This window comes from Enterococcus sp. DIV1421a (assembly GCF_051711025.1).
In the GTDB taxonomy this organism is placed as follows: domain Bacteria; phylum Bacillota; class Bacilli; order Lactobacillales; family Enterococcaceae; genus Enterococcus_B; species Enterococcus_B hirae.
The window spans coordinates 506,064-525,797 of the sequence record NZ_JBIOLU010000001.1 but is presented as its reverse complement, the minus strand read 5'-3'; the positions used below and the strand labels follow the sequence as shown (position 1 = coordinate 525,797).

At 35.9% G+C, this 19,734-nt stretch carries 17 protein-coding genes; 3 read left to right on the top strand and 14 right to left on the bottom strand.

The window, feature by feature from the left end:
- Positions 1 to 377: 377 nt before the first annotated feature.
- From nadE to IGK21_RS02505, 4 genes are all read right to left on the bottom strand, one after another.
- Positions 378 to 1,202 carry an ammonia-dependent NAD(+) synthetase gene (gene nadE, locus IGK21_RS02520; protein WP_010720037.1) on the bottom strand — a complete coding sequence of 275 codons (825 nt, stop codon included), beginning with the start codon at positions 1,200 to 1,202 and terminating at the stop codon, positions 378 to 380.
- A gap of 12 nt (positions 1,203 to 1,214) precedes the next feature.
- A complete protein-coding gene (locus tag IGK21_RS02515) occupies positions 1,215 to 2,687 on the bottom strand; it encodes a nicotinate phosphoribosyltransferase (RefSeq protein WP_010738428.1) in 1,473 nt (490 codons plus the stop codon).
- A gap of 421 nt (positions 2,688 to 3,108) precedes the next feature.
- Positions 3,109 to 3,831 carry a hypothetical protein gene (locus tag IGK21_RS02510; RefSeq protein WP_181918535.1) on the bottom strand — a complete coding sequence of 241 codons (723 nt, stop codon included), beginning with the start codon at positions 3,829 to 3,831 and terminating at the stop codon, positions 3,109 to 3,111.
- Between the two features lie 1,063 nt (positions 3,832 to 4,894).
- On the bottom strand, positions 4,895 to 5,263 hold the full coding sequence (locus IGK21_RS02505) for a DUF1827 family protein (RefSeq protein ID WP_034699551.1): 369 nt from the start codon (positions 5,261 to 5,263) through the stop codon (positions 4,895 to 4,897).
- Between the two features lie 197 nt (positions 5,264 to 5,460).
- Between IGK21_RS02505 and IGK21_RS02500 the strand changes: the two genes are divergently transcribed.
- Positions 5,461 to 6,219: a MerR family transcriptional regulator gene (locus IGK21_RS02500; protein WP_034699548.1), complete on the top strand. Its 759-nt coding sequence runs from the start codon at positions 5,461 to 5,463 to the stop codon at positions 6,217 to 6,219.
- A 226-nt stretch (positions 6,220 to 6,445) separates the two neighbouring features.
- Here the strand turns inward: IGK21_RS02500 and IGK21_RS02495 are convergent, their stop codons facing one another.
- The 4 genes from IGK21_RS02495 to groES form a co-directional block, all read right to left on the bottom strand.
- Positions 6,446 to 7,369, bottom strand: a complete 924-nt coding sequence (locus IGK21_RS02495; RefSeq protein ID WP_010738433.1) for a LacI family DNA-binding transcriptional regulator — start codon at positions 7,367 to 7,369, stop codon at positions 6,446 to 6,448.
- 16 nt (positions 7,370 to 7,385) lie between these two features.
- A complete protein-coding gene (locus IGK21_RS02490) occupies positions 7,386 to 7,658 on the bottom strand; it encodes a hypothetical protein (protein ID WP_088745028.1) in 273 nt (90 codons plus the stop codon).
- 701 nt (positions 7,659 to 8,359) lie between these two features.
- A complete protein-coding gene (gene groL / locus IGK21_RS02485; protein WP_010720044.1) occupies positions 8,360 to 9,985 on the bottom strand; it encodes a chaperonin GroEL in 1,626 nt (541 codons plus the stop codon).
- A gap of 39 nt (positions 9,986 to 10,024) precedes the next feature.
- Complete coding sequence (gene groES, locus IGK21_RS02480; protein WP_010738436.1) at positions 10,025 to 10,309, bottom strand: co-chaperone GroES; 285 nt, start codon at positions 10,307 to 10,309, stop codon at positions 10,025 to 10,027.
- A 238-nt stretch (positions 10,310 to 10,547) separates the two neighbouring features.
- On the opposite strand from groES, the gene IGK21_RS02475 reads away from it, so the two are divergent.
- Both IGK21_RS02475 and bacL2 read left to right on the top strand, forming a co-directional pair.
- Positions 10,548 to 11,219 carry a CPBP family intramembrane glutamic endopeptidase gene (locus IGK21_RS02475; protein ID WP_094940163.1) on the top strand — a complete coding sequence of 224 codons (672 nt, stop codon included), beginning with the start codon at positions 10,548 to 10,550 and terminating at the stop codon, positions 11,217 to 11,219.
- A gap of 924 nt (positions 11,220 to 12,143) precedes the next feature.
- Positions 12,144 to 12,752, top strand: a complete 609-nt coding sequence (gene bacL2, locus IGK21_RS02470; protein ID WP_034699527.1) for a BacL2 family protein — start codon at positions 12,144 to 12,146, stop codon at positions 12,750 to 12,752.
- Between the two features lie 508 nt (positions 12,753 to 13,260).
- Here bacL2 and IGK21_RS02465 read toward each other — a convergent pair.
- The 6 genes from IGK21_RS02465 to yycF form a co-directional block, all read right to left on the bottom strand.
- Positions 13,261 to 13,740: a hypothetical protein gene (locus IGK21_RS02465; protein ID WP_438718863.1), complete on the bottom strand. Its 480-nt coding sequence runs from the start codon at positions 13,738 to 13,740 to the stop codon at positions 13,261 to 13,263.
- Between the two features lie 241 nt (positions 13,741 to 13,981).
- The gene (locus tag IGK21_RS02460; protein WP_010720049.1) at positions 13,982 to 14,791 is read right to left on the bottom strand and encodes an MBL fold metallo-hydrolase; all 810 of its coding nucleotides are present in this window, start codon (positions 14,789 to 14,791) and stop codon (positions 13,982 to 13,984) included.
- A gap of 50 nt (positions 14,792 to 14,841) precedes the next feature.
- Positions 14,842 to 15,714, bottom strand: coding sequence for a two-component system regulatory protein YycI (locus tag IGK21_RS02455; RefSeq protein WP_034699525.1), 873 nt, complete (start codon positions 15,712 to 15,714; stop codon positions 14,842 to 14,844).
- Positions 15,715 to 17,028: a YycH family regulatory protein gene (locus IGK21_RS02450; RefSeq protein WP_010720051.1), complete on the bottom strand. Its 1,314-nt coding sequence runs from the start codon at positions 17,026 to 17,028 to the stop codon at positions 15,715 to 15,717.
- Complete coding sequence (gene walK / locus IGK21_RS02445; RefSeq protein WP_010738440.1) at positions 17,025 to 18,860, bottom strand: cell wall metabolism sensor histidine kinase WalK; 1,836 nt, start codon at positions 18,858 to 18,860, stop codon at positions 17,025 to 17,027. The genes IGK21_RS02450 and walK overlap by 4 nt, the downstream gene beginning before the upstream one ends.
- A gap of 3 nt (positions 18,861 to 18,863) precedes the next feature.
- Positions 18,864 to 19,568 (bottom strand): response regulator YycF, encoded by a 705-nt coding sequence (gene yycF, locus IGK21_RS02440; RefSeq protein ID WP_010720053.1) that lies wholly within the window; start codon positions 19,566 to 19,568, stop codon positions 18,864 to 18,866.
- Positions 19,569 to 19,734 lie beyond the last annotated feature (166 nt).

Below are 19,734 nucleotides of genomic sequence, written 5' to 3'. Positions count from 1 at the left end.
TCGTATTGTAAAAGCATAACAATAGTATGCAAGTAGCGACTTATAAAAAAGGCGTTAAAAAATCCTCCATGCGTTTATAATCTTAATTAATAGTACTTCATTGACGTACTACTACAGAATAGAACTGAAACCCAATGAATAGCTATTTTTAATCTTTTGTCTTAAATCTTGAAAAAGAACATGCGGTTCATATTCTCTTGATAATAGAAATAACCCGCTATATCCAGAAAATGCGAGAAGCTGTTTTCGGATATAGCAGGTTATTTTTCCATCTGAACTTTACTATGACAACCTTATTTTTTACTAAATGACGAGTTCATTAAAAACAAGCAATGTTACTTCATTCATTGGTGTGATCTTCAACAAAGTTTTTAGGCTTATTTCCAAAAATCATCTAACACCGAGATAGGTAAGTGTCGTTTATGCTGCGTTTTGTTCCACCAAGCTTCAATTTTTTGTTTGGCATCTGTTGGAACTTCTTTACCTTCTAAATAATCATCAATCTCAGTGTAAGTAACACCTAAAGCAACCTCATCGGCGATCAACGGCTTGCCATCTTCCAAATCAGCTGTTGGGATTTTGGTATAAAGTTTCTCAGGTGCCCCTAGTTCTTGTAATAATTGTTTTCCTTGACGTTTGTCCAAGCGGAATAATGGTAACAAATCGGCGCCACCGTCGCCATACTTTGTAAAGAAACCAGTAATGTTTTCAGCTGCATGGTCCGTTCCCAAGACTGCTCCTGCATGCCCACCTGCAATTGCATACTGTGTGATCATCCGTTGACGAGCTTTGATATTTCCTTTATTGAAGTCACTGACTTCGATCCCTGCAGCGACTAATTCAGCAACTTGCGCATCGACAGCAGGTTTGATATTCACTCGTAGGCGAACGTCAGGCTGGATAAATTCAACTGCAGCTTTCGCATCCTCTTCGTCTACTTGTTCGCCATAAGGTAAGCGTACAGCGATAAATTGATAACGATCGTCTTGTGTTTCTTCACGCATTTCTTCCATTGCTAATTGAGCCAAACGTCCCGCTAACGTAGAATCTTGTCCCCCACTGATTCCTAAAACAAAGGTTTTTAAGAAAGGATATTTCTTTAAATAAGCTTTCATGAAATCAATACTAGTTCGAATCTCACCTTGTGGATCAATGGTTGGTTTGACACCTAATTCTTGGATAATCTCTTCTTGTAAGCTCATTCTTTTTCCTCCTTAATATTCATTGTATAAAGTAGCTACGTTTTTCTTCATCCGTTCCATCGTAGCCATTTTATGATTCCAACAATCTGTTGATAAATCAACTGGGTATTTTTGTGGATTAAGGTCACGTTTGTACTCTTCCCACAGTGAATCAAGGTTATCACGTGTATATGCTTTGATTTCATCTAAAGTTGGTAATTCATAGACCCGTTCGCCCTTCACGAAAATATCTTGTAAGATAGGTCGAGCTGTAAAGTCACGCACCGTTTTATTGATAAAGGTATGCACAGGATGAAACATAAAAATCTCTGCTTCCTCTCTAGGATCTTCATCCCAAAGCGTAACGTAGTCTCCTTCTGATTTGCCATCAAAATTGCGAGTGATTCGCCACACTTGTTTCTTGCCAGGAGTTGTTACTTTTTCTGCATTGCTGGAAAGCTTGATGGTATCGATCATTTTGCCCTCTTTATCTTCAATTGAAACCAATTTGAAGACTGCACCAAGCGCAGGTTGGTCATAGGCTGTAATCAATTTCGTTCCTACACCCCAAACGTCGATTTTAGCTTTTTGCATTTTTAAATTTAAAATCGTTGCTTCATCTAAATCATTTGAAGCATAAATTTTAGCCTCAGTGAAACCAGCAGCATCTAATTGTTCACGAACACGCTTCGAAATATACGCCATGTCGCCACTATCGATACGAACCCCAAGGAAATTGATTTTATTACCTAATTCTTTTGCTACACGGATCGCACTAGGCACACCAGATTTCAAGGTATCGTAAGTATCAACTAAGAACACGCAGTCTTTATGAGTTTTCGCATAAGCCATAAACGCTTCATAATCATTTCCATAAGATTGAACAAGTGCATGCGCATGCGTTCCACTTGCAGGAATCCCAAAGATTTTCCCAGCTCTGACATTACTAGTAGCGTCTGCTCCACCGATGTAAGCAGCTCGAGTTCCCCAAACAGCAGCATCCAATTCTTGCGCTCTTCTAGTACCAAATTCTAACAATGGATCATCGCCGATCACTGATTTGATTCTTGCTGCCTTCGTAGCGATCAACGTTTGAAAGTTCACCATATTCAGTAGGGCTGTTTCAATCAATTGACAATGTGCTAACGGACCTTCCACTTGGATCAATGGTTCATTGGCAAACACTAATTCACCTTCACGCGCCGAGCGGACAGTAGCTTTAAATTTAAATTCTTTTAAGTATGTTAAAAAACCTTCTGGGTAGATGTCCATTTTGCGTAAGTATTCAATGTCTGACTCACTAAACGTCAAATTTTCTAAGTATTCCACCAGACGTTCTAATCCTGCAAACACGGCATACCCATGGTTAAATGGCATATCACGGAAATAGCATTCAAAAACAGCGTGGAGATCCGCACGACCTAATTCCCAGTACGTTTGCATCATGTTGATTTGGTATAAATCAGTATGCAACGTCAAACTGTCATCTGGGTAAATTTTATTCATCTTTATATTACTCCTCTTGGCAAGTTTTCATTTCTTATCCATTATAACAAAAAAACGCTAGAGTAGAAGAAATCTTGATTATTTTCTGAAAAAGGACAAATGAAAATAAATTTATAACCCAGAACAATAATGAACCAACCTCAAAAAATTTAGACTAAAAAGTGACCTTTTTGGTGGTCGATCTTTTTATGGTTACAGACAATTTTGAAGTGAAATTAAAAGTTGTCCAATCTTCCATGAGTTTTCCGAAAAAACTGACTTTAATCACCGCTTCTCTCATAAAAGACTACAGACATTAGGCTGTTCGCCCTCCGTACAGTGCAGAGGACAAACAGCCTATGTCAATTTTTTTCTTCCCACTTTTAGGTGTCGTGCCTATAGGAATATTTAAAGAAGTGAAAGGTTATAAATTTTCTATTTTTTATAAATGAACAGATAGTGCTAATAAACTTTCCGCCTTCTTGCATAAATTACTTAAATGAACGATGTCGCATTTTCCTACAGCCTTAAGAATCAGCGTTCTAGCTTCTTTGATCGTTTCAGTTGTTGTGTTTGGAGATAATGTGGTATATGTATTGTCGGTAAATAAATGGTTTACAGCCTCTACAGCATTTTGGACAGCTGAATCTACTGAATTGGTACTTTCTAATAACAATTTTTCCGCCTTCTTGCATAAATTACTTAAATGAACGATGTCGCATTTTCCTACAGCCTTAAGAATCAGCGTTCTAGCTTCTTTGATCGTTTCAGTTGTTGTGTTTGGAGATAATGTGGTATATGTATTGTCGGTAAATAAATTGTTTACAGCCTCTACAGCATTTTGGACAGCTGAATCTACTGAATTGGTACTTTCTAATAACAAGCTTTCCGCCTTCTTACATAAATTACTTAAATGAACGATGTCACATTTTCCTGCGGCCTTAAGAATCAGCGTTCTAGCTTCTTTGATCGTTTCAGTTGTTGTGTTTGGAGATAATGTGGTGTATGTATTGTCGGTAAATAAGTTGTTTACAGCCTCTACAGCATTTCGGACAGTTGAATCTGAGACAGTTACTTGTTGAGCTGCATTAACTGTCATGGTATTTATTGTCCCAGCGCTAATGCACAAAAACGAGGTAAATAATAATAGTTTACTATATTTCATCAAATCAATCCTTTTATATTTTATTTTTTATCATGACATCCTAAAGTCTATATTCTCTAACCATTAATAAATGTCGGTATTGATTTTTCTCCAAGTAATCGGATGATTATGTTTATTCTATAATAGATATCTGTATGGGTTTAAATTTGATCATCATCTAAATAAAGCATCCTTGGATTCAATAGAGATCTAATAATACATAGTTACATAAACTTAATTTTCTTTTCCTAAATAAAAAAATATTACACTTTGCGCTTTCTTATATATTTAACGACCTCCCTTTATCTATAGTAATAAGATTTATGTAACGTATCTCCCGACACTTAGCATTATATACTGATAAAGAGGTACCATCATAAATTTTTTTTTATATTTTAATAAGTATTAGGAAAGAGTTATAGTTTGATGTTGGAATTGTTGTAATAAACTTGATAAAAAGTGAAGGAAAATCGAGAATTTCTATTATGCCAAGAGATTCAGTTGATAAAGTAAGTAAAATTGTTGCCGTCAACCTGATGATCGAAGAATAATTTTTTGTGAAAGAAGTTAGTCTTTAGCAAAAAAAACAGGCTCACCGCTTGTATCGTTGGATTCAAGAAGTTAAAAAATATAAAGCAAGTGCGTTTCTTAGAAAAGGGAACGCACTTTTTGATGCTCATGATGACATGAAGAAATTAGAACAAGAAAAGCATTACTTAAAAGAGGAACGAAGCTTATAAAAAAGTTCCTAGTTTTTTTGAAGTCAAACAAGCGTCCGATTCCAGTTCAAAAAAACAGAAAGAAGTTTTCTTCTTTCTGTTGAATTTATCCTAAGATTTCTCGTTACCAACCTCGTGGGACAAAGAGACTCAATTCAGAGACATCACCTCAAACTCAGATGGAAATATTTAAATGTATTAAAACTTACTACAATACTAAAGGGATGCATTTTGCCCTTAGTCATCCATCCCTAGAGACCTTGAAAAAAATTTTTTCTCTTGTTCTCTGAACCAAGTATCTAGTTTTTCTTAACAGCTCCAATTTTGAGACCGGTACACAACTTACTCATTTGCAGAAGACTGTTTTATTTTTCCTCCACTGAACGACCTACTTTCTGTTCAACAATCACGATATCTTTATTTGGTCGTTTGAATTGGACACCTGCTCGTTCTAAGTCTTGTTTTACACCAATATGGACCTTGACGTCTTCACGTTCTGCTTTCAAAATACGACGGATTGCAAAATCAATTTCTTGCTTGGTGATTTTTTTCTTCGTATTAATCATCAATAATTGGGATTTTTCATACGTATCAATGTATAAAATCTGTGTTCGATCAAGCGAATAAAGTTTATAGTATTTGATGGCTTTGCTACTAAAGAAAAAATCTACTACTTTAGGATAAAACGTCTTAATATTTAAATTACTTGTAACTGGCGTTTCGATTAATTTCATCTTATTCCTCTTTTCTATTATTATTTATAACAAGCGCCCAACAAAGGAATCGCTTTCAACACGACATATTTAAAGCAGAAAAATTCGTTTTTCTACTTTACTTATTATAACATAAAAATAAACACAAAAAAATATTCAAAATTTCTTGACCTTCTAGTTACGTCAAGGAATAAGATCATTCTATAAGGAGGTTAAGCATGGAATATACTATAAAAAAAATGGCAGAAATTTCTGGTGTTAGTCCTCGTACCCTGCGTTTTTACGATCAGATCCACTTACTGAAACCATCACGGGTGACTGAGTCTGGCTATCGAATCTACACTAGCCAAGAAGTTGACCGACTACAACAGATTTTGTTTTATCGCTCCCTTGATTTTAAGTTAGAACAAATTGCAGAAATTTTAGATAATCCAGCTTTCGATCATCGACAAGCGTTGATCCAACATCAAGAAATGTTACAAGAAAAAAGAAAACAGCTCGACACACTATTAATGACTATTCAACATACATTGGAGAGTTACGAAGGAGGAAAACCGATGAAAGATCATGAGAAATTTGAAGGATTTAAAAAACAAAAAATAATGGAAAATGAAACAAACTATGGACAAGAAATACGAGAAAAATATGGAGACGACACCGTTGAGAAAGCAAATAAAAAATGGCAAAATATGTCTGAAGAAAAATTTGAAGAAATGCAGTCTTTAGAAAAACAACTCTTAGCTGATTTGACAGCTTATTTACAATCAGACTCTGATCAAAAACTAGCATTGAAACTATTTGAAGAACACAAAAAATGGCTTACTTTTAGCTGGCCTTCTTATAGTTCCGAAGCTCATCGTGGCTTAGGCTTATTGTATATCTCTGATGAACGATTCACCGCTTACTATGATGAGCGTTGTGGAAACGGAGCTGCCCAAGCATTGAATACGATCATTCAAACATACGCGGTTGAATAAGTTGTCTTTGAGTGGACGTTCATTTTAGGATATAAGTAGCGAAGATCTCACTTTATGATCCATCCTGTCAGAATGCAGACACTACATTCTTTCATAATCCATTAACGTCAAAAAGAAACCGAAGCAATCACAAAAATAGGAGAAACTATTTTTGGCTATTCGGTTTCTTTTTTAGGTTTTTGCGTTACTTCGATCTACTTTTGATTCCGCATTAAAACCATTTCGACTATCGCACAATAAATCGATAAGGAATTTTGATTTGATCTTTTTTTTCTTCGATAAAAAGTAGAAAGGCCGTTTCTCCACACTCTCTTAAGCCATGGTCAATCGTAGAAAAAGACATTAGCTCACTGATCAACAGATTATCACGACCAACAAGACGGTTTTTACTTTCTAAGATGGAGCTTTGCAATATACCGGCAGCAACTGTATCTGAATTAGTGAAGACACCATCTACCTTTTTTTCTTTAAAATACGTCGCTGCATTCACCCCTTGTTCATAGTCAATACAGTTCCAAAAAACATTTTCCTCTTTGAAATCGGGAAATATTTTTTTACAAAGTTCCAACGTCACTTTTGTATTAAAACTAAGACGACCACTTCTTCCTAAAGTAACGCCAAGCTTTTCCACGCCCTGTTTTTTTAAATACAATAATGCTTCAGTAATAGATTGTTCACGATCGATAAACACGCAACCAGCTTCTGTTTCTTTTATTTCTTCACAAAAAATGATTGGCCCATACTTTTGATAAGAGAGCAATACATCTAAATTGTTGGCACGAGAAGTAACGATCAAACCATCAAATCGTTTACCTGCAAATTCTTCTAAATACATTCTCTCTCTTTCTGCCTGATAATTTGTTGGTAACAAGGTCACCTGATAATCTTCGTTGAAGGCGACTTCAATGATCCCACTAAGCAATTGATCGAAATAAGGATGATCCGTATAAGGCAGAATAACACCAATATTTTTTGTTTTTCCATAACTGAGCTGTCTGGCACTTGCATTAGGAACATACGATAACTCATTAATGACGGATAGAATCTTGGCACGTTTTGTTTCGTCAACATAAGGATGATTATTGATCACCCGTGAAACGGTAGAGACAGAATAGCCCGTCAGTTTTGCAATATCTCTGATGTTTGTCATGCTTTACTAAAACCACCTATGCAAAAAGATTTTCTTGTAAATAGTCTACCACAGCATGCCCACATTCAAAAAATTGATAGAACGTTCCATCATATTCAAAGCTAATACGTTGCCCACCCAGATACGTATCTTTAGCCAATCCACTAATTTCATCTAAAGGAATTTTTTTCATTACCGTTTTATTTAACCCTTGAGGACTAGACAATTCAAGCATTGTTTCTTTAAATTCAACAAAAGCATAAAAATAGTCATTCGTAGCGCCATTGGTCGTTTTGATATAAGTATTCATCAGTAATTCCTCCTTTTTGATGAATTGAGTATAGCTTATGAAACGCGTCTCATAGCAAGATCTTTGCTTCACCTTCTAAAAAAACGAGCAATACGATACATACTTTTGTCTTCGAATCTTTAAACTTGTCTTTGAATTTTTAAAAAGCAGAACTTTATTTTAATTATCTAGAAAAATAAGTTCAAGTACCTCATTCAAACTCTGCTACTATGCATTTAAAACAGTAACTGAGAGGAGTTTTTCAATTGTATAAAAAGACGAAAAAAGCAGGTATACTGAAAAGAATACAGAGACTAATAAAGTATAAAATAAAGACCATACTACAGCGCAGAAGATTATTAAAAATAATGAGAAGAAAACATCGAATAAACGAACGAATGTCTAACCTAGTAAACATTAACGAATACTGCCTAGTAGAGAAACCTATGCCATTAAAAAGTACAAAGGAAAATAATCACTCCTTGTTGTCTAAGAATGAAAATCTGAAAAATATGAAGAATATAAAGAAGAAAAAGAAAAAAAAAGACAAAAATAGTAGCATATCAAGATCCTCTAGCTTCACGTATATAGGTCGTTCTAGATCATAAGCAACTATCCGCATCGAATGATTGATTAACTAAATATCTCTTAATTTTTTGCCCTTTTACTTAAAACAAAAAAAGAAGAAAGAACCCTTTTATATCAGGGTTCTTTCTTAATTACTACATCATGCCGCCCATCATTGATGGATCCATTGCTGGCGCTGCTGGTGCTGCTGGTTCTGGTTTGTCAGCAACTACTGCTTCAGTTGTTAATAATAGAGCTGAAACAGATGCAGCATTTTGTAATGCTGAACGAGTAACTTTGGTTGGATCAACAATCCCTGCTTCAACCATATTTACCCATTCACCTGTTGCGGCATTGAAACCTGTTCCTAATTCAACATTTTTCAATTTATCAACGATGACTGAGCCTTCATATCCCGCATTTTCTGCGATTTGACGAATTGGTTCTTCTAAGGCACGAACAACGATTTTCACACCTGTTGCAACGTCTCCCTGAGCTTCAACTGCTGAAACTTTGCTGATGACATTCACTAATGCTGTACCACCACCAGAAACCATACCTTCTTCAACGGCAGCACGAGTTGCATTCAATGCATCTTCAATTCGTAATTTCAATTCTTTTAATTCTGTTTCAGTTGCTGCACCAACTTTGACCACTGCAACCCCACCAGCAAGTTTTGCTAAGCGTTCTTGTAATTTTTCACGGTCAAAATCTGATGTTGTTTCAGCAATTTGATTTTTGATCAATTGAACACGTGCTTCAATGGCTGTTTTATCGCCAGAGCCTTCAACGATTGTTGTGTTATCTTTGTCTACCACAACTTTTGAAGCATTTCCTAGGTTTTCGATTGTTGCATCCTTCAATTCTAATCCTAAGTCGTCCGTAATCACTGTTCCGCCTGTTAGGATAGCGATATCTTCAAGCATTGCTTTACGACGATCACCGAAACCAGGTGCTTTCACTGCAACAACGTTAAATGTCCCACGGATTTTGTTCAAGACTAATGTTGGTAAAGCTTCTCCATCCACATCGTCAGCGATGATCAATAGCGGACGAGATTGTTGTAAGATTTGTTCTAATAAAGGCAAGATGTCTTGGATATTAGAAATCTTCTTATCTGTGATCAAAATGTATGGATTTTCTAAAACAGCTTCCATTTTGTCATTGTCAGTCACCATGTATTGTGACAAGTAACCACGATCAAATTGCATACCTTCAACAACATCTAATTCGGTTTCGATTCCTTTTGATTCTTCAATAGTAATAACACCATCATTGCCGACTTTTTCCATTGCATCAGCAATCAAATGTCCCACTTTTTCTGAACCAGAAGAAACAGCTGCAACTTGAGCAATTGCTTCTTTAGAATCTACGACTGTTGAAATGTTGTGTAATTCTTCAACAGCTGCTTTGGTTGCCAATTCGATCCCACGACGAATACCTAAAGGATTTGCCCCAGCTGTTACGTTTTTTAATCCTTCACGAACAATTGCTTGGGTTAACACAGTAGCGGTTGTTGTTCCGTCACCTGCGATATCATTGGTTTTAGAAGCCACTTCAGAAACTAATTTTGCACCCATGTTTTCAAAGTGATCTTCCAATTCGATTTCTTTTGCAATCGTTACGCCATCATTAGTAATCAATGGTGAACCGTATGATTTTTCTAATACAACATTACGACCTTTTGGACCTAATGTTACTTTTACTGTATCAGCTAATTTATCAACTCCACGTAGCATTGCTGCGCGTGCATCTTCTGCAAATTTCAATTCTTTTGCCATGTCTATTCACCTCATCAAATTTTTTTCGTACTTTTTTATTTATTCAACGATCGCCATGATATCTTTTCCTGCAACGATCAAATATTCTTTTCCTTCAAATTTTACTTCTGTACCGGCATATTTTTCAAACATCACTTGGTCGCCCGCTTTTACAGCAGCAGGAACTTTTTCTCCGTTTTCCAATAAACGGCCTTCACCGACTGCAACAACTGTTCCTGTTTGTGGCTTTTCTTTAGCGGATGAAGCTAAAACAATTCCTCCAACAGTTGTTTCTTCTTCTTTTGCGACTTCGATAATGACGCGATCACCTAATGGTTTTAACACGATAAATCCCTCCGATAACTCTTTTTTTGGATTCGTTAGCACTCTTACACATCGAGTGCTAACCTACATTTTTAATAATACTCATACTTTGATTTTTTTGCAAGCTTTTTAAATGAAAGTACACTAATTTTATCCGTAACCGTTAGAAGTCCCTTAGCAATAGCCTCTAAATTGATCTATGTTATAATTAATTTCTATTCTTGCAGTCTACTTCTGCCTATCTTTAAGGAGGTATTTTATGTCATTAAAAAAATATAGTTTCGCTAGTATCTTTTGCTATGGACTCATTTTTCTTTCCCCATTGATCCTTTCATCTATCGGAATCGTCCATACTGTTACTGACGTGATTACAGCAACGACGATTGCCTATATCCTAGGAGCAATTGTTTTAGCTTTCTTTTATTTCAAGCAAAATGAACCACTACCACTAGAAGCAGCCATTCCTAGTGCTTCGACGCCAAAAATCATCTTATATGGGTTTGTTGGGATTTTCATTGCTTTGATCTTACAGGCGCTTGCAGTGACGTTGGAAACTCTTTTATTTGGTAACAGCGCTCCTTCTGAGAATACACAAAATATTATTCAAATGATTCTTGAAGCTCCAGCCTTTTTAATAGCTACCACAGTTGCTGGTCCAGTCATGGAAGAATTCGTCTTTCGCCGCAGCATCTTAGGTATCGTTGGCAAATATACAAACTTTTGGATCGGGGCAATCGTTAGTTCCTTATTGTTTGCTTTTGCCCATAATGATGGTCACTTACTGATCTACTTTTTCTTAGGTTTTTTCTTTAGTCTACAATACAAAGTAACAGGAAGAATCTGGACCTCGATGATCACACATGTAGGAATGAATACATTAGTGGTAGTTGTACAAATCGCCGTTCAAAAGGGCTGGATTGCTGCTTCATAAGCTACCAAATACCCCCTATCAAAAGACTCTTCTTATACCGTCCACTGACCAGCAACTCTTAGTCGCTGGTCTTTTTTTGCGTTCTTTCCGATCCTAGCTCATTCTCTTAACAAATTTTTCCTTCGTAGTCATGAAAAAGATCGATTTATTTAGAGCTATTCATTATGTTTTATCCGCTAGCTACTAACAGTTTCCATTTATCGTGACACTCGCCATTTCCTCTGTTAACCTTCTCAAAACACTTTGATGGCCTTCTCTAATAGCACACTTATTTTAAATATGACAGAAAATAGCAGTCATTGCCATTTGGATTATTTTCAGATCCTATTAAAATCATGTTCATCTAGATCTAACTATAAACATTTAATTAGATTGGTTCATGGAAAAATTTAACCACATCGTCTTATGGGCGCCCACAAGAGTTATCAACTTTGCACTAAACCAACTCGTTCCCCTTCTCTTCCAACTAAAGTGTCTTTGCTTTCGTTTTACAAAAATACGCAGTATGAGAGAAAAACAGCCTAACAAAAATGCGATTAAAAAACACTTTATTTATAAAAAGATAAATACAAAAGTGATTTTAAAACAATTAATATTGTTTTGTTTTTGTTATTAAATGAGGAACTTGCTAATTCATTACATACTTTAATTAATTTTATCAATCATTACTACTTACGAATGCACCATCTCTTAGAAAAATCATTTAAAAAAAGACATATCCTTTATATCAGACTGACTGCCGTCATTCACGATTTTATAAAGAATAAAACAAAAATAAAATTTTTTGTTAAAAAACCACTGTTTTTATTATATATCTATCAGACTATCATTTATTTAACTTTTACAAAAAAGTTATTTTATATGTCACAAAATAACATTTTTAGGAACGTATCTTTCAAAAAAATAAAGGTAGTGTGTTGCGAAATGAATATCTGGCAAATGATTGATGACTTATTGAAGAAATATTATCTGACGAATGATAAAGATATCTTAGATTTAATCATTTTAGATTTAGACCCCTATATAAAATCTTGTGCGCATCGTTTTGTATTTAAAGCACAATCTAACGGAGTATTTATTCCTTTTGAAGACTTCTACAGTAACCTTTGTTTAGCAATTTGGGAAGGCATTGAAGATTTCAAGAGTATCTCAGGCTCCACGTTTAAAAATGTTACGTTGCGAAGGATTTATATTGCTGAAAAGAAGACTTGGAAACAATATAAAAAATCCGGAAGTAAGGTCTTCAATAAAGATGGGATTACTTATGACGTGACAAGATGGGAAAACATCGAATCGCTACATCATTCTAAAAATTGCACAGTTAAAAGTGCAGAACGTTCGATCGAGGAAAAACTTCTAATAGAAAATTTTAAAAAACAGGACTTTTTTAGAGGTACCTTCATCGAACTGCTTTATCACGGTTATTCTTGTAAAGAAATTTGTCTCCTTTTAGGAATCAGTAAGACTTACGATGCAAAAACCAGAAAAAAATGTCAACGAATCAAAGAATCATTCTTGAAATATATTGCCTAATCACTATGTTTTTCTTTCCCTATTCATCTACTTTGAAAAATAGCAAAACATTTCAATGGTATGTCTATCGTCAATGTGGATCACATCTAATTATGTTTCCAACTTTGAGTAGTATCGTTATCCCGGATGGAGAGTACAAAAAGGTGAAACATTTGGAACGATTCAATAATTTTTCTAAAATAAACTTTTAGCTTGTTTCAACTTTTTGATTATGTAAAAGTAAGTGATACACCTATTAGGCGTAATAAAAATTTTCAATCTTTTCACTAATACAATAATAATGGGAAGCTAGTTTCACTTTGTATCTGTCTGTTTTGAGCAATGTCCCTCTTGCCTAGTCTTCTCTATTATATTTTTCATTTACGGTCTAACTATACTTGATCTTTGAATAGCTGTTTTAGCATTTGTCAAAAAATGCCGAAGGGACTGGGACAAAACTTGTCTCAATCTCCTTCGGCTAATTTTTTCGGAAAGGATCCTGTTAATCACAACTATTTTTCCTTATTTATTATTGACCATTCAGCACTTGTTTTAAACTAGTTTGGATCAACTGCGTATCTGCTGGATTGTCCAATTCCAATTGGCTAGCTTTGGCGTTTGCGGCAGCAGACGGTGTTTGAACAGATTGTTTCACCTTAGGATCTGTTAACGAGTTGATATATTCAGATTGTTCTTGCCACGCCTGCTTGATTAAACGATAGTATTCATCTGTTTTCTCGCTTTCATTAGCAATCGTTTCAGTAGTAGTTGAAGAATCCTTTATTTCTTGCACATTTGAATCCTCTGCAGGATTATTTCCCGTCGATTCTACATTACTAATAGGTTGATTCTCTTTTTCCTTGGTGGTACTATTTTGTGAATTTTCTGTAGAAGTCTTGGTGATCTGCGTGGAAGTCTGATCCGTGCTGGAAGAGGTACGATCAAATCCTGAGTTTGAACACCCCGCCAACAATAACAACCCTAAAATAATAAAATAACTATTTTTCATAAACACATCTCTATTAAACAAACATTTATATTTAATTAAATATAATAAAAAATCACTATCAATAACCAATGAACAATATATCTTATCTAAAATTTAAACTATTATAGCCTTATTGAAAGTACACCCCGTTGTTAATAAAACGTAACTGAATGAGACAAAAATCCTCTCTGCTTTAAATGAACAAAAAAAACACTCAAAACAAGTTGTTTGAGCGTTTTTGGGGTTATATAGTTGACTACGGCTAAATCGAAAATAACTCCGTTGCTTCTGAGGGATCGGTATCATAAATATCAAATTCATAACCGACACCTAGATCTTTTTCTTTTAGGACATTCTCCATCGTCAAGTGAGCTAGTTCTTTTAGATTGTTTTCTTTACTCAAGTGACCAAGGTAGATACGTTTGGTACGATCACCAATAACATCTGTCATGACTAAGGCGCCATCTTCATTGGATAAGTGCCCCCGATCACCTAAGATCCGTTGCTTTAAATTCCAAGGATAAGGGCCCATCCGCAACATCTCTAAATCATGGTTACTTTCCATCAAATAGCCATCTGCATTTTTGATGATTCCTCGCATATGATCACTGCAATAACCTGTATCAGTTAACATCACAAATGAACGGTTTTCTTTATGGAAACGATAAAATTGCGGAGCTGCAGCATCGTGAGAAACGCCAAAGCTTTCAATATCTAGATCCCCAAATGTTTGCACCTTCCCCATTTCAAACAAATGCTTTTGTTCAATAGGAACATTCCCAATTAATGGAGACATTGCTTCCCATGTTTTTTCATTGGCAAACACATCTAAATGATATTTCCTTGCAAGTACCCCTACTCCATGAATATGATCACGATGTTCGTGAGTGACTAAAATCCCGTCTAATTGGTCAGGTGTCCGATCAATTTGTGCCAACAAAGAAGTAATTTTTTTCCCGCTGAGACCAGCATCTACCAAGAGCCTTTTTTTATCACTTTCGATATAAAGTGAATTTCCAGAGCTTCCACTGGCTAGGATACTGATTTTAAAAGCTGGTTTTTCTTCAGCCATTTGACTACTTCCCTTCTTACTTTGTAAACTTTTTTCATTATACTACTTTTTTAATGATCTTCCACCTTTGGAATCGTATTATTTGTTACAATCGTATTACTAAATGCATTGACCGACTCTACTTGGGTCGATTTATCAGGCGTTTCTATCGCCACATACCAGACTGGAACATACACATTCTTTTCTCGCACTTTCAAAATACAAGAGTAAGCAAGCTGCCTCCAAAGGATTTTTGAACCTCGAGAAATCTTATTATTTACATACAATGTTTTGATTGCATCTTCTTCTGTGTGTAATTCTGTTTTTTCCCGTAATTGTTCAATATCGGATAAATGTGTCTGAGTGTACTTCGTGACCATGTAACTTTTATCTTGTTTATTCAGTGAAAACACAATTTTAGCTGTATCATCATAAAAAGGTAGGCCATCATATTTTTGACTTGCTTGTACTTCTGGCGTTGCGCTGTCTAGATCAGAAAAATTCTTCATATAAACATAATCGCTACCAAAGAGTACATTGTTTTTTTTGTTTAAAAAGCTATTCACTGAACTTCCCATTTTATCAGGATCAAAAATACTATTTTCTGATTCTGTCTCAGATAAAGTTTTTGTTAAGACATTGTCATTGAAAACAATCCCACTACTCAACAGTCCTTTTTTACTTGTCCCATGACGTTGACTATCCAGTTCCTTACTAAGGTCCGTTTCCTCCGCACTTAAATAATACCCTTGTCTACTTTCTGAAGAGATTTTACCAGTATAAGAAATGTCATCACTAGAAAGTCGTTGTTGAATGGATTCGGTTTGTCCTGATCGGATCACATTATTTTCTTGGCTGATCGTTTCTTGATAACTTCTAAATAAAAAAACATTTAACCCTAAAAAAGCAACGAAAAAAATCCATTCAATTTTTTTGAAATCCATTTAATTCGCCTCCGTTTCAGGTAATCGTCCAAGCAAATCATTGACAGCGTACCATTGACCTTGGTATTTTACATACCACTCAGGTAATAAATCGACGACTCGATTCGTTTCCTTGATATTTTGCCACGTGTAGCCAACAATCAACGACTCGATTTTTTCTTTGTCTGCCCCTTTATCCAAAAGACTCTGGATGACTTTTTCTGTTTGTGGCAATTCAACTTCTTCATCAGATGGAATCGGTACTTGGATCGTATTCAAGCTGGTTTGGATCTTCACTTGTGAATCTACTTGATCCGCTCCAATTTCAATCTCAACTTTCCCTTTACTGTCTGAACCAAATACAGGAAATCCTTCTACAAATATTCGATAATCGATCTGATTGTTCTCTCGATCAAAATAACGCATATTTCCTAATGAATTGCCTAATTTACTAATATATGGAAAACTTTGTGAGAAAATATTCGCTGTGACGTTGTCTTGTCCGATTTCTCCCCGAAAATCAACGATTTGTGTTTCTGAATGAATCCTCATCGTCTCATTTCCATCATAAAAAAGCAGTTCATTGCTCTCATTATTTGTTTTGACCTCATCTGGTTTTTGGAAAAAGGCATTTCTAAACAAAGTATATGGTTGTTGTGACAGGATATAACTATATTTTTTTAATTTGATTTTATCTTTCGTTTCATATTGTGTCTCAACAATCGAAGGCGTTTTTTCCATCTCTGTCCACGTACTATCGGTTGCCTTTAATTCTTTTTCCAACTCTTTCCAATCAACTGAAAGATTCGATTCGTAAATGGAATCCGTCTCAAAATCAAGGAATCGCACTTTGTTCTCATTTTTATCAAACTGGATACGCATAAAGTAAATAGAATCTGTCCGATTAGGAAGCGCTGAAAAATCCAAACTTAGATGAAAGGCTTCTTTATACTCACTAAGTAGCAGCGGCGCATTATAAGTAAGCTCAATGCCTTCTTGAATAGTTTTTAGCTTGTCAAATTTCTCTTTATCGCCATTGACGATTTCTGTTACTCTGCCAAATCGAGCGCCCTCGATGACTGTTTGGAGGCGAGAAACAAGATTTTCACTATTTGTTTCCTTTATTTGTCCTGAATGCAACCAAGTCACATGTAATGGAAGAAAAACTTCAGATGCTTTTCGGTAGTTTTGTGAATCGATCATCTGTGAATTGGATTCGTCAAAATTAACCGAGGTTTTACCTGCTGGACTTAGCCAAATGGCATATGAGAGGTAGATACTTAAAGCAATCATTAGGAGTAATCCTATTCGAATAACTTTTTCAGAAATTTTCATTCCCACCATTCCTCCTCATATGGTTCATATGGCAACGAGATATAGAAGGTTGATCCTTTTCCTTCTTTACTCTCTGCCCAGATTGCGCCACGGTGGGCTTTGACTACTTCTCTAGAGATAGCCAATCCTAACCCCGTTCCACCTTGGGCTCTCGCACGCGCTTTATCCACGCGGTAAAATCGTTCAAATACCCGATTCAAATCTTTTTTAGGAATCCCAAGTCCTTGGTCAGTAATACTTAAAATCACATTATTGTGTGTTTCCAACAAACGACATGTGATCATTCCACCGTCTGGAGAATATTTGATCGCATTATTCATAATATTATCAATCACTTGGATTACTTTATCGGTATCAATCTCTACCCAAAGATCTCTTTGGGTAAATTCCCGTTTAATCGTATAGTTCTTTTCTTGGTTACCCACCATCATATCAAAGCGGTCAAGAACAAAATTGACTAATTCATTAAAATTGACGTACTCTAACTGTAATTGTGTATTTCCTGTATCCATTCGCGAAAGATTCAACAGGTCATTGATCATGCGGATCATTCGATCTGTTTCATCTAACGTTACTTTTAGGAAATTAGGAGCAACTTCTTCATCTTTCCAAGCTCCCTCACTTAAAGCTTCAATATAACTACGCATACTTGTCAACGGTGTGCGAAGTTCATGAGACACGTTCGAGACAAATTCACGACGTTCTCTTTCTGTTTTTTCTTGTTCTGTTACATCATGCAATACGGCTACCAATCCACTAATAAAACCTGATTCTCTGCGGATCATGGAGAAATCTACTCGTAAAATCATTTGGTCGCTTTCCATTAATCCAGTTGAACGATCAAGTACCATTTCATTTGGGTCTTCTAGCAGTTTACGTAATGTATATTCTTCTTCAATATCTAACAAAGTCAAAATCGACTGACCGATTGCATCTTCATTTTTGACATCCAATAAAGAAACAGCCATATCGTTGATCGTAATGACTTTACCTCTTCGATCGGTCGCAATGACACCATCTGTCATATGTGACAGGACGCTATCTAACCGATTCCTTTCCGCTTCCATCGTGTCTTGAGCTTCTTCGATTCTTTCAGCCAGCTGGTTGAATGTATCCGCCAGTTGCCCTAATTCATCTTGTCCATGGACTTTAACTTTACGACTATAATCTCCCCGAGCAATCCTAATCGCTTGCTCTCGCATCTCGCCAATTGGCTGAGTGATCGACCGTGCGACTAAGACTGATACGACCATGGAGATCAGGGCTGCGATCAACGAAGCTGTGAAGAATATAATCGCAGTATTATTGATTTCAGAATATTTTTGCTCAATATTACTTTTGACGTAAAGAGCCCCGATAACGGCATCGCCGGTCGGGGACAGGATCGGTTGAATATTGATATTCACTCGCTTATCGTCACTATCTAATGCGACATACCTTTTTGTTGTGAAATCATTGATATCTACATAATCGTTTTTCTTACCGATTGAGCTTTGATCACTAACATCCGTTGTCCCACGTATAATCCCTTTTTCATCAATAACTCGAATCTCTAAAATGTCACTCGAGGCATTGTTTTCAATGAATCGTTTGATATTGGCATTGACTTCTTCAATGTCTGCGTTGTCTTTACGATTTAATTCGGGACTGATCGTGGTCGCTAAAGATTCAACTGTTTGATTCATATCTTTGATAAATGTATTGATTGTTGAACGCTCTAACCCTCGGATAAAGTAGGCACCAATAATCTCAATCGAAATCAGTAAGATCAAAATAAACGTGATCGCAATTTTGAAATTGACTGATCGAAAAAAGCGCACTTTTCCTTTCATCAATTACTCCTGTTCTTGGTTACGTAAATAGTAACCAACACCTCGCCGTGTCACTAAATAATTAGGATGACTTGGATTATCTTCAATTTTTTCGCGTAGACGTCTCACGGTTACATCTACAGTTCGCACATCACCAAAGTAATCATAGCCCCACACGGTTTGCAGCAAATGCTCTCGTGTCATCACTTGTCCGATGTGTTTTGCTAAGTAAAAAAGCAATTCAAATTCACGATGCGTTAGTTCAATTGTTTCGCCTCGTTTCGTTACCATATAAGCATCCGGATGAATCGTCAGGTCACCAATCACGAGTTCAGAAGGGGCAATTTCTTCTACTTCTTTGGTAGCAGTTGCGCCACGACGAAGATTGGCTTTCACTCGAGCCACTAGTTCACGATTAGAAAAAGGCTTCGTCACGTAATCATCAGCACCTAATTCCAGTCCTAATACCTTATCGATTTCAGAATCTTTTGCAGTCACCATAATGATCGGCATGTCGTAGGTTTTCCGTACTTCACGCGCGACTTCTAAGCCATCCATTTTTGGTAACATCAAATCTAGCAAGATCAAATCAGGTTCCACCTCAGTGACTTTTTCTAAGGCTTCTTCCCCGTCATATGCAGTATAAACATCATAGCCTTCCTTGGCTAAATTGAATTTGACGATATCCGAAATCGGCTTTTCGTCATCGACAACTAAAATCTTTTTCATTAAAGAGCCACCTCTTTTTTATTATTGTCATACTCTCCCATTATAACGTATTTTCCAAGATGTTTCATCTTTGTAAAAAAAGCCTTACAGAAAACATACACTTCTCACTTGAATCCTCATTTTGTTTATCCTTTATTTGTTTTTGGTGACAAAAAATAAACGAATC